Source organism: Martinezella rhizogenes, assembly GCF_000799715.1.
GTDB classification, from domain to species: domain Bacteria; phylum Pseudomonadota; class Alphaproteobacteria; order Rhizobiales; family Rhizobiaceae; genus Rhizobium; species Rhizobium rhizogenes_C.
In genome coordinates this window covers 766,153-778,027 of sequence record NZ_JUHG01000011.1, presented here as the reverse complement: position 1 = coordinate 778,027, position 11,875 = coordinate 766,153, and the positions used below count along the sequence as shown (strand labels likewise).

9 protein-coding genes are annotated in these 11,875 nt (G+C 60.0%); 8 read left to right on the top strand and 1 reads right to left on the bottom strand.

Going from position 1 to position 11,875, the window contains the following annotated elements; all coding sequences use genetic code 11:
- Positions 1–71 precede the first annotated feature (71 nt).
- A complete protein-coding gene (locus EX00_RS07655; RefSeq protein ID WP_047455682.1) occupies positions 72–1,403 on the bottom strand; it encodes an MFS transporter in 1,332 nt (443 codons plus the stop codon).
- A gap of 260 nt (positions 1,404–1,663) precedes the next feature.
- Here EX00_RS07655 and aqpZ point away from each other — a divergent pair, with 260 nt between their 5' ends.
- From aqpZ to recN, 8 genes are all read left to right on the top strand, one after another.
- Complete coding sequence (gene aqpZ / locus EX00_RS07650; RefSeq protein ID WP_047455680.1) at positions 1,664–2,350, top strand: aquaporin Z; 687 nt, start codon at positions 1,664–1,666, stop codon at positions 2,348–2,350.
- Between the two features lie 298 nt (positions 2,351–2,648).
- Positions 2,649–3,575 (top strand): D-alanine--D-alanine ligase, encoded by a 927-nt coding sequence (locus EX00_RS07645; RefSeq protein ID WP_047455678.1) that lies wholly within the window; start codon positions 2,649–2,651, stop codon positions 3,573–3,575.
- Positions 3,563–4,495, top strand: a complete 933-nt coding sequence (locus tag EX00_RS07640) for a cell division protein FtsQ/DivIB (protein ID WP_047455676.1) — start codon at positions 3,563–3,565, stop codon at positions 4,493–4,495. Before EX00_RS07645 ends, EX00_RS07640 begins: the two co-directional genes overlap by 13 nt.
- Positions 4,492–5,823: a cell division protein FtsA gene (gene ftsA, locus EX00_RS07635; RefSeq protein ID WP_047455674.1), complete on the top strand. Its 1,332-nt coding sequence runs from the start codon at positions 4,492–4,494 to the stop codon at positions 5,821–5,823. Before EX00_RS07640 ends, ftsA begins: the two co-directional genes overlap by 4 nt.
- A 110-nt stretch (positions 5,824–5,933) precedes the next feature.
- Positions 5,934–7,694, top strand: coding sequence for a cell division protein FtsZ (gene ftsZ / locus EX00_RS07630; protein ID WP_047455672.1), 1,761 nt, complete (start codon positions 5,934–5,936; stop codon positions 7,692–7,694).
- Between the two features lie 330 nt (positions 7,695–8,024).
- Positions 8,025–8,981 carry a UDP-3-O-acyl-N-acetylglucosamine deacetylase gene (lpxC, locus tag EX00_RS07625; protein WP_047455670.1) on the top strand — a complete coding sequence of 319 codons (957 nt, stop codon included), beginning with the start codon at positions 8,025–8,027 and terminating at the stop codon, positions 8,979–8,981.
- 287 nt (positions 8,982–9,268) lie between these two features.
- Entirely contained in the window at positions 9,269–10,138 is an 870-nt protein-coding gene (locus EX00_RS07620; RefSeq protein WP_202903700.1) for an outer membrane protein assembly factor BamD, read from the top strand.
- Positions 10,139–10,150: 12 nt separating this feature from the next.
- Positions 10,151–11,824 carry a DNA repair protein RecN gene (gene recN / locus EX00_RS07615; RefSeq protein ID WP_047455666.1) on the top strand — a complete coding sequence of 558 codons (1,674 nt, stop codon included), beginning with the start codon at positions 10,151–10,153 and terminating at the stop codon, positions 11,822–11,824.
- Positions 11,825–11,875 lie beyond the last annotated feature (51 nt).

The following is an 11,875-nucleotide window of genomic DNA, read 5'->3' as shown; positions in this document are numbered from 1 at the left end:
CCTCATGTATCGAATCAACAAAAAAAGGCCGGGTTTTCACCCGGCCTTTTCAATTGGTTATGCTGAAGTTCTCAGATTTCTTCATTGCTCGACAGCAGGATGCCGATGAGCGACAGGGCGGCTGCGCCGGCAAGATAATAGCCAACGTAGTCAAGGCCGTAATTCGTTGCCAGCCAGGTGGCGATATAGGGCGCCAGCGAAGCGCCGACGATGCCGCCGAGGTTGAAGGTCATCGACGCCCCGGTGTAGCGCACCGCCGTCGGGAAGGGCGCGGAAAGTGCCGCTCCGATCGGGCCGTAGGTGAAGCCCATCAGTGCCAGGCCGATGATCGAGCAGGCAAAGGCGCCGGCGAGGCCGGCAGTCAGCAGCGACGCATAGAACAGGCCAAAGATCAGAATGCCGACCGTCGTCAGGCCAAGGATCAGCCGGCGCGAATAGCGGTCCGACAGCAGGCCGGAGATCGGGATCGTCAGGCCGAAGAAGACGACGCCGACGAGCTGGACGACCAGGAACTGGGCCTGTGAATAGCCGAGGCCCAAAGGCAACTGCCCATTGCCGGGTGCTCTGGTGCCCCAGCTTAGCGTAAACGCCGTCATCAGATAGAAGAGCACGAAAGTCGCGACGGCAATGATAGTGCCGAGTATCAGGCTGCGGAAATGCGAGCGGAAAATCACCACGATCGGAACGGAGACACGCTCCTCTTTTTCAATGGCGCGGCGGAATTCCGGCGTTTCGGTGATCTTCAGACGAACATAAAGGCCGACGCCGACCAGCAATAGGCTGAGCAGGAAGGGAACGCGCCAGCCGTAGCTGAGGAAATCCGCGTCCGTCATGCTTTCGCGCAGGATCAGGAAGAGACCGGCGGAGAGAATGAAGCCGATGGGTGCACCGAGCTGCGGGAACATGGCGTACCAGCTACGCTTGCCCTCCGGCGCGTTTTCCGTTGCGAGCAGCACCGCGCCGCCCCATTCACCGCCGAGGCCGAGGCCCTGGCCGAGACGGCAAAGCGCCAGCAATATCGGCGCAAGAATGCCGATCGACTCATAGCCGGGCAGGAGGCCGATTACGACGGTCGAAAGGCCCATGGTCATCAATGCCGCCACCAGCGTTGCCTTGCGGCCGACCCTGTCGCCGAAGTGACCAAAGATCATCGCGCCGATTGGTCGGGCGAAGAAAGCGATCGAGAAGGTCGCGAAGGATTGCAGCGTCGCCGAGGTCGGGTCGCTGGCGGGGAAGAATAGCTTGGGGAAGACGATAACCGCCGCCGTCGCATAAACATAGAAGTCGAAGAATTCGATCGTTGTACCGATAAGGCTCGCAATCAGAACGCGCGCCGGGGAGTTCGCAACAACGCTGTTCGATGACGAGGGGGTCGGCGATAAGGGAGATATCGCGTCAGTCATGGTTTCACCAATTTATATGATGCTAAAATGCCGCCTCAGCAGGCAACGCGTGTCCTTAGCGCAATTTTTGTTCAGCGCAAATGTTAAAAAAGCATGAAATCAACAAATGCATGCTACCATTTAGCCGTAATCGTTGAGTCGCAAGCAGTTAGGCGAGCGTTTGCCGTTTTCGTAGGCATCCAGCCGGCGGGTTGGGCAAGGCCTATTTTTCGCAAATGGCAGGCTTTCGCTTTTGGTCTAGGGCAAAGGAGAAGGGGTTCATGCAGAAAAAGCTTATTGCGGAGTTTCTTGGGACGTTCTGGCTCGTATTCGGCGGCTGCGGAAGTGCAATCTTCGCAGCGGCGTTTCCAGGACTTGGCATTGGTTTTCTGGGCGTCGCACTGGCGTTCGGTTTGACCGTACTCACCATGGCCTTTGCGGTCGGCGGTGTGTCGGGCGGTCATTTCAATCCGGCGGTTTCCGTCGGCCTTACGGTTGCGGGCCGTTTCCCAGGTTCGCAGCTCATTCCTTATATCGTCGCACAGGTAATCGGCGCTATCGCGGCGGCGGCGGTGCTTTATCTGATCGCCAGCGGTAAGGCGGATTTCCAGCTCGGCGGCTTTGCGGCCAATGGTTATGGTGAGCATTCGCCGGGCGGCTATTCGCTGGTTTCGGCACTGGTTGCCGAAATCGTCCTGACATTGTTCTTCCTGGTCGTAATTCTCGGTTCGACCAGCAGCAAGGTGCCGGCTGGGTTCGCGCCGATCGCCATCGGCCTCGCGCTGACGCTGATCCACCTGATCTCGATCCCGATCACCAATACCTCGGTCAATCCGGCTCGTTCGACGGGGCAGGCATTGTTCGTCGGTGGCTGGGCGTTGCAGCAGCTTTGGTTGTTCTGGGTGGCTCCGATCGTCGGCGGGGCGATCGGCGGGCTCGTCTGGAAATTGGTCGACGATAAAGACTGAGATCGGGCGTCAGAATGCTTACTCAGGCCCGCGCCGGACACCCCGTCGCGGGCCTGTTTGTTTAAAAAATCTAAAGATGGATATTTCCAAAGTAGCAACTCTCTGATTCTAATGGCAGAATTCTTTAGGTCGATTTGATTCGAGAAAATCGATTTCAGCGAGAGCGGTCAGAAGTTAACGAAAGTAAACGCTTCATTAACCTTAATGTCGTTCTAATCGGGTCACAGAAGAGGTGGCGAGAATCGCTGCCAGGCGGACCGAGCGGACGTCAGTTGAAGATGGTGAACTGGGGGTATTGATGGGTGGCAAGCATGTGGCTGTCCTTTTGGGCGGATTTTCCTCGGAGAGGCCTGTCAGCCTGTCTTCGGGAAAAGCATGCGCTGATGCCCTGGAGGCCGAAGGTTATCGTGTTACGCGCGTCGACGTTGAGCGCGACGTGTCCGTGCGCCTTGGCGATCTGAAGCCCGATGTCGTTTTCAATGCTCTGCATGGTCCCTTCGGTGAAGATGGTACGATCCAGGGTGTCCTCGAATATCTGCAGATTCCCTACACGCATTCCGGCGTGATGGCTTCGGCGCTGGCGATGGATAAGGCGCGCGCCAAAACCGTTGCGGCTGCGGCCGGCATTCCTGTTGCTGCTTCGCTTGTCCTGAATCGCTTTGCGATTGCCGGCGAGCATCCGATGGTGCCGCCTTATGTCGTCAAGCCGGTACGGGAGGGGTCCAGCTTTGGCGTCGTGATCGTCAAGGAAGACCAGGCGCATCCGCCTCAGATCGTTACCTCGTCCGAATGGCGATATGGCGACGAGGTTCTCGTCGAGCGTTATATCCATGGTCGCGAGCTAACTTGCGGTGTCATGGGCGATGTGGTGCTTGGCGTCACCGAGATCGTGCCGCAGGGGCATAGCTTCTACGACTACGACTCCAAATATGCTGCTGGTGGATCAAAACACGTCATCCCGGCGGAAATTTCACCGAATCTTTACCAAAAGATACAATTATTGGCGTTAAGGGCGCATCAAGCTATCGGCTGCCGTGGCGTCAGCCGGTCTGACTTCCGTTTTGACGATCGCTTCTCCGAAGAGGGTGAGCTTATCTGGTTGGAAATCAATACCCAGCCGGGCATGACGCCTACCTCGCTGTTGCCCGAAATGGCGGCTCACGCCGGCTACTCTTTTGGTGAATTTCTCCGGTGGATGGTGGAGGACGCGTCTTGTTCGCGCTGACGGTCAAAAATATCAGGCGGTCCCGCCACCGTGTCCAGCTCGAGATCGATGATGTCGAGGACGCATTTGTATTGCCTCGGCCGATGCGTCGCGTTGTGCGCTTCCTCGTGAGTCTCGGTTCGGGTCGCGTCAATATTCCGGCGCATACCGGCACTGTCTCCGCGCTGGCTTTGTTCGCTGCGACCGGCCTCTATGGTATGTCGATTGGTGGTCATGCGCAGGATGTCGCGCAGGCAACGACGTCGGCTGCCGGCTTTGCCATCGAGGATGTAAAGGTTTCCGGCAACGATCAGACCTCGGAAATCGAAATCCTGCAGCTTCTCGGTCTTGATGGCACCACGTCGCTGGTGGCGCTCGATGCCGATGCGGCGCGCCAGAAGATCGCTAATTTGCCATGGGTGGAGAACGTCGAGGTCCGCAAGGTCTACCCGAAGGCCATCGAAGTGAAGCTCACGGAGCGCAAGGCTTACGCCATCTGGCAGCATGGTTCCGAACTCTCGTTGATCCAGAAGGATGGCAGCGTCATCGCGCCGTTGCGCGACAACAAATTCGCCAAGCTGCCACTTTTCGTCGGCCGTGACGCGGAGACGGCTGCGGCGTCGATCGACCAGGCTTTCGCCAAGTGGCCGGATGTTCGCGATCATGTAAAAGCATTCGTGCGTGTCGCCGGCCGCCGTTGGGATCTCTATCTCGACAATGGCGTGATCATCAAATTGCCGGAAGACAACATCGACGGCGCGTTGGCTCGGCTGACCAAGATCGACAAGGATCAGAACCTGTTGCAGCGCGATATCGCGGCCGTGGATCTTCGTCTCGACGATCGCATGGCCATTGAATTGACACCGGATGCAGTGGTTCGCCGCCAGGCGGCGGTGGATGCAAGAACCAAGGCTTTGAAGAAAGCAGGGCAGGATACATGAGCTTGTTCAGTTCGTCCCATTTCGGTCTGCCGCGTCTGAAGCCGCTGTCCTCCAAGCGGTCGCATATCGTATCGGTCCTCGACATCGGCTCGACCAAGGTGGTCTGCATGATCGGCCGGTTGACGCCACGCGAGGAAAGCCAGGTTCTTCCGAACCGCACGCATAATATCGAGATCATCGGCATTGGCCATCAGCGCTCGCGCGGGATTAAGACCGGTGTGATCGCCGATCTCGATGCGTTGGAAAACGTCGTCCGTCTCTCGGTGGATGCTGCCGAGCGCATGGCCGGCCTCACGGTCGACAGCCTGATCGTCAATGTTTCCGCCGGTCGTCTCGGCAGCGACATCTATACCGCCACCATCGATCTCGGCGGCCAAGAAGTCGAAGCCAACGACCTGAAGAAGGTTCTTTCCGCCGCTTGCCAGCAGTCGCTCCGCCAGGAACGCGCGATACTGCATTCGCTGGCAACCGGTTATTCGCTCGACGGCGAACGCGGCATCCGCGATCCGCTTGCGATGTTCGGCGATGAGCTGGGTGTCGACATGCATGTCGTGACCGCCGAGCGGGCAGCGCTTCGCAATCTCGAGCTTTGCATCAACCGGGCGCATCTGTCGGTCGAGGGCATGGTTGCAACGCCTTATGCCAGCGGGCTTGCCGCTCTCGTCGACGACGAAGTCGAGCTCGGCTGCGCCGCCATCGACATGGGCGGCGGCACGACGACGATCTCGGTCTTTGCCGAAGGCAAGCTTGTGCACACCGATGCCGTCAGCCTTGGCGGCCATCACGTCACCACCGACCTTGCGCGGGGCCTTTCGACCCGTATCGAGGACGCCGAGCGGCTGAAGGTGGTGCATGCCTCGGCGCTCGCCAATTCCTCGGAAGAGCGCGAACTGATTTCCATCCCGCCGATCGGCGAGGATGACCGCGACCAGCCGACACAGGTGCCGAAGGCGCTGGTGTCGCGCATCGTCAGAGCCCGCATCGAAGAGACGCTGGAGCTGATCCGCGACCGTATCCAGCGCTCGGGCTTCAGCCCGATCGTCGGCAAGCGCGTCGTGCTGACGGGCGGCGCCAGCCAGTTGACCGGTCTGCCGGACGTGGCAAGGCGCATTCTCGCCCGCAACGTCCGCATCGGTCGCCCGATGGGCGTGTCCGGCCTGCCGACGGCGGCCAAGGGACCGGCTTTTTCAACAGCGGTCGGACTGATGATCTATCCGCAGGTCGCGGACATGGAGACACACGCGGCGGGCAGCGGTCTGCTCTCGTCGCTTGGAGGTAACAACAGCCGTATCGGTCGCGTTGGCCAATGGCTGAAGGAGAGTTTCTGAGTGCCTGATCCCGGATCGCGACAAGCGCTTTCCGGGCAGGGGTCAGGCGAATGAAATATAGTGAATTGGCCGGCGTGGCGATGCGGCCATAAAGAGAAGGAACGGGTACAATGACTATCAAGCTGCATAAGCCAGATATCACCGAGCTGAAGCCGCGGATCACCGTGTTCGGTGTTGGTGGCGGCGGCGGCAATGCCGTCAACAACATGATCACGGCAGGCTTGCAGGGCGTCGATTTCGTCGTCGCCAATACGGATGCACAGGCTTTGACGATGACGAAGGCGGAGCGGATCATCCAGCTCGGCGTTAACGTCACCGAAGGCCTCGGTGCTGGTTCGCAGCCGGAAGTCGGCCGTGCCGCCGCTGAAGAGTGCATCGACGAAATCATCGACCACCTGAACGGCACCCACATGTGCTTCGTCACAGCCGGCATGGGCGGCGGTACCGGCACAGGCGCTGCGCCGGTCGTTGCGCAGGCAGCTCGCAACAAGGGCATCCTGACAGTCGGCGTCGTCACCAAGCCGTTCCACTTCGAAGGCGGCCGCCGCATGCGGCTGGCTGAAATGGGCATCCAGGAACTGCAGAAGTCGGTCGACACGCTGATCGTCATTCCGAACCAGAACCTGTTCCGTATCGCTAACGACAAGACGACCTTCGCCGACGCGTTCTCGATGGCCGACCAGGTTCTCTATTCGGGCGTTGCCTGCATCACCGACCTGATGGTGAAGGAAGGTCTCATCAACCTCGACTTCGCTGACGTCCGTTCGGTCATGCGCGAAATGGGCCGCGCCATGATGGGCACCGGCGAGGCTTCTGGCCAGGGCCGCGCGATGCAGGCCGCGGAAGCGGCTATCGCCAATCCGCTGCTCGACGAAACCTCGATGAAGGGTGCGCAGGGCCTGCTGATCTCGATCACCGGCGGCCGTGACCTTACGCTGTTCGAAGTCGACGAAGCCGCGACCCGCATCCGTGAGGAAGTCGATCCGGACGCCAACATCATCCTCGGCGCCACTTTCGACGAATCGCTGGAAGGCATCATCCGCGTCTCCGTTGTTGCGACGGGCATCGATCGCGCGATGAACGAAGCGGCCGAAAGGAATATGGAATTCCGTCAGGCCGCGAAGCCGGCTATCCGTCCCTCCGCGGCCGCCGCTCCGGCAGCGGCCGCAGCCCAGCCTGCCCATGTCGCGCAGGCCCATACCGCACAGGCTCAGGTCAATCAGGCTCCTGCCGCGCCGGCTCAGAGAGCCGTCGACCCGATCGCGCAGACCATTCGCATGGCGGAAGCCGACATGGAACGCGAGCTGGACATCCAGATGGGTGCTCGCCAGGCTCCCGCTCAGCAGCCGGTCATGCAGCAGGCTGTCGCTCAGGACGAAAGCTTCCGTCCGCAGAGCCGCATCTTCGCTGCCGCGCCCGAGGCTCAGCCAGTGCGTCAGGCTCCGGTTCAGCCGCAGCCGGCCATGCACCAGCAGCCGGTGATGCAGCAGCCGATCGTCCGACAGGCTGTCGAGCAGGTTCGCATGCCGAAGGTTGAGGATTTTCCTCCGGTTGTTAAGGCCGAAATGGAACATCGGGCTCAGCCAGCTACCGCCCAGGCGGCCGAAGAGCGTGGTCCGATGGGCCTGCTGAAGCGAATCACCAATTCGCTTGGCCGCCGTGACGAGGACCCGGCCTTCAACGACATGACGTCTCCGGCTCCGGCTGCTGCCCCGCAGCAGCGCCGCGCTCCGTCGCCGGAAGCCAGCCTCTACGCACCGCGTCGTGGCCAGCTCGACGACCAGGGCCGCCAGGTTCCGCAGGCTCGCATGACGAACCAGGAAGACGACCAGCTCGAAATTCCGGCCTTCCTGCGCCGGCAGTCGAACTGATCCGGTCCAAGACATCCTTTTAATAGGATGCTAACCATGTTTGGTGAATCCGGGGCTCGAGAGCCCCGGATTTCTTTTTTTGGGCCCTCTCTTTAATCCTAAAATTACTTAGCAAATTCAATCATCTGCTTTCGTAACAAAGCGAAAGAAACAGTGATTTGGAATGCGATCCCCCCGCGCGTATGTAAAGGGCAAGTGAGCCTGCGGAATCGCATTCATCAATGACTGTATGTGGTTTCCGTAGAGTAGGTAACAGACTGAACCAGCAACGAGGGCAAGGTCCAAAGATGACCGCCCGGTCTGGTACAGGCAGACGAAGGCAGATTTTATATGGCAATCGGATTGCTGGGTTTTCAGACCACCATTGCGAACCCTGTGACACTTTCGGGTATCGGCGTTCATTCCGGCGCTGATGTGTCGATTACGTTCTACCCGGCCGAAGCCGGCGCCGGCGTCATTTTTCAGCGTATGCATGACAATGGCGACGTGACGGAACTGCGCGCGGTTTCCTCGCAGGTCGGCAATACCGATCTTTGCACGGTTCTCGGTTTCTCTCCCGCGCGCTCGGTCGCGACGGTCGAGCATGTCATGGCGGCGATCTATGCGATCGGCCTGGACAATGTCATCGTCGAAGTCAGCGGCGCGGAAATGCCGATCATGGACGGCAGCTCCTATCCCTTCATCGAGGCCTTCGAGCAGGTCGGCATCGTCTCGCTCGGTGTTAAGCGTCGTTATATCCGCGTAACCAAGCCGGTTCGTATCGAAGCCGGTGGTTCCTGGTGCGAGTTCCGCCCCTATGACGGCACGCGCTTCGAGGTCGAGATCGATTTCGATTGCCCGCTGATTGGCCGCCAGAAGTGGGAAGGCGACATGACCGCCGAGACCTTCAAGACCGAGCTGTCGCGTGCCCGTACCTTCGGTTTCATGCGTGACGTTGAGCGTCTCTGGGCTTCTGGTCATGCGCTCGGCTCTTCGCTGGAAAATTCCGTCGTCATCTCCGACGACAACACGGTGATCAATGTTGAAGGCCTGCGTTACGCCAAGGACGAGTTCGTCCGCCACAAGACGCTGGATGCCGTTGGCGATCTGGCGTTGGCCGGCACCCAGTTCATCGGCTGCTACCGCTCCTATCGCGGCGGACATCGCATGAATGCAAACGCACTGAAGGCGCTGCTCAGCGATCCTTCCGCCTATGACGTCGTCGAAACCTCGGCACCGCGCCAGCGCGCGCACAGCCGCGATTTCGTCACCGTGAATGCTGCCGAATTCGCTCCCTGGTCGGCGTGACCTCCAGAAATCCAGATGAGCAAAGTCGCCGCTCCCGCAAGGGGGCGGCTCTTTTTTTAACAGGAGATTCGCGGGTGACGTCTGGATGTCGAGCACTTTTTCGCATTCGAGTGGCCTGGAAAGAAATCTCTTGTCAATACAGCGGTTAAAGCCCGCCATTCGGCGGGCTTTGCCACAAAAATGCGTTAATGCTTCATCATTGCGTTGCCCTGATGGTGCTTTTGCGGCTAGAAACGCCAGCGAGAGAACGCCGTTTCCGCAACAACGGCTAGTGGGACAGTCATCCGATGGGTTTTGCAGGGTCTGAAAGCATGAAGATTACAGCACGGGCTTTGCTCGTATCGCTTCTCCTGGCCGGTACCGGTGCTGTGGTAACGGGTTGCAATACAGATAAAGATATCGATATCAGCAAGCTTGGCGTCGAGACCGATCCGCCGGAAGCCCTCTACAATCAAGGCCTTGCCAACATCAAGGCCGGCAACATGGCGGAAGCCGGACGCAAGTTCGACGCCATCAACCAGCAACAGCCGTTCTCCGAATGGGCGCGCAAGGCGCTGGTGATGAGCACCTTCGTCAAGTATCGCACCGGCCGTTACGATGATGCCGTGCAGTCGGGCAATAGCTATCTCAAGCAGTATCCCGGCTCCGAAGATGCCGATTACGTGCAGTATCTCGTCGGCTCGTCCTTTGCCAAGCAGATCGTCAGCGTGACGCAGGATCAGCGCGCGGCGCAGCAGACGATCGAGGCGATGAGCAAGGTCGTCACCAACTATCCGAACTCGCAATATGTCAGCGATGCGCAGGCCAAGATCCGTTTTGCCCGCGACCAGCTCGCCGGCAAGGAAATGCAGATCGGCCGCTACTATCTTGAACGCAAGGATTACCTTGCGGCCATCTCCCGCTTCCGTATTGTCGTTGAACAATACCCGACGACGAATCAGATCGAAGAAGCGCTGGCGCGCCTGGTCGAAGCCTACTACGCCATGGGCATCGTTCAGGAAGCGCAGACGGCAGCCGCCGTTCTCGGCCACAACTATCCGGATAGCCGTTGGTATGCCGATTCTTTCAAGCTTCTGAAGTCGGGCGGCCTTTCGCCGAATGAAAACGAAGGCTCCTGGATTTCAAAGGCGGGCAAGAAACTTCTTCTTGGGACGTGAGATTGAGCGCGCATGCTGATCCAGCTTTCGATCCGCGATATCGTCTTGATCGAGCGGCTGGATCTCGCCTTCGAGACCGGGCTCTCGGTGCTGACCGGCGAGACGGGTGCAGGCAAATCCATCCTGCTTGATAGTCTGTCGCTGGCCCTTGGCGGGCGCGGCGACGGCGATCTCGTGCGCCACGGCGAGGATCGTGGCCAGGTGACGGCCGTCTTCGATGTCGGTATGCAGCATGCCGCCCGCAAGCTTCTGCGCGAAAACGGCATCGATGACGATGGCGACCTGATTTTCCGCCGTACTCAATCCGCCGATGGCCGCACCAAGGCTTTCGTCAATGACCAGCCGCTCAGCGTTCAGCTGATGCGCCAGGCCGGCCAGCTTCTCGTCGAAATTCATGGACAGCACGACGATCGCGCCCTGGTCGACACCGATGCGCACCGCATGCTGCTCGACGCTTTCGCCGGTGTCACCGAGGAAGTGCAGGGTGTCGGCCGTTTCTATAAGGTCTGGCGCGACACCGAGCGGACGCTCAGGAAGCAACGGGAGCAGGTGGAGAATGCCGCCCGCGAAGCCGATTATATCCGCGCCGCGGTCGAGGAGCTGGAGAAGTTGTCGCCACAGGATGGCGAAGAGGATGATCTGGCCGAGCGCCGTTCACGGATGATGAAGGCGGAGCGGATTGCCGGCGATATTGCCGAAGCTTCCGAATTCCTGAATGGCAATGCTTCCCCCGTGCCCCATATTGCCTCGCTGGTACGCCGGCTGGAGCGCAAGAGCCATGAGGCGCCGGGTCTGCTTGAAGACACGGTAGCCCTGCTGGACGCGGCGCTGGACCAGCTTTCCAATGCGCAGATGGAGGTGGAGGCCGCCCTTCGCAAGACCGAATATGATCCGCGCGAACTGGAGCGGGTCGAGGAGCGGCTGTTCGCGCTGCGCGCCGCCTCGCGCAAATATTCCGTGCCGGTAACCGAGCTGCCGGCCTTAGCTGAGAAGATGGTTGCCGATCTCGCTGATCTTGACGCCGGGGAAGAGCGGCTGGCACGATTGGATGCGGAACTGGCCGTTGCCAAAGCTGCCTATGATGCGGCTGCGCATAGCCTCTCCGACAAACGTCATCATGCCGGTGAAGCACTTGCCGCCGCCGTCATGGCGGAGTTGCCGGCGCTGAAGTTGGAACGGGCGCGCTTCATGGTGGAAATCACCACGGATGCCAAAGGAGCCACGGCCGAAGGCATCGATGTCATCGAATTTCATGTGCAGACCAATCCGGGCACGCGTCCGGGACCGATCACGAAGGTCGCGTCCGGCGGCGAGCTGTCGCGTTTCCTATTGGCGCTGAAGGTGGCGCTGGCCGATCGCGGCTCGGCGCCGACCCTGGTCTTCGACGAAATTGACACCGGTGTCGGCGGTGCGGTGGCCGACGCTATTGGCCAGAGGCTCAAGCGTCTGTCTGATCGCGTGCAGGTGCTCTCCGTCACCCATGCGCCGCAGGTCGCGGCGCGCGCTGCCACGCATCTCCTGATCTCCAAGGGGCCGGTTGCCGACGGTTCCGAAAAGATCTCCACCCGCGTCGCCACCATGGCGCCCACGGATCGTACCGAGGAAATCGCCCGCATGCTTGCCGGTGCGTCAATCACCGAGGAGGCGAGGGCGGCGGCCAAGCGGTTGTTGGCGGGCAACGGCTGAGAGCATCAAGCCTCACCCTGCGCACTTCCCATTCCGCAAATTTTCACTAAA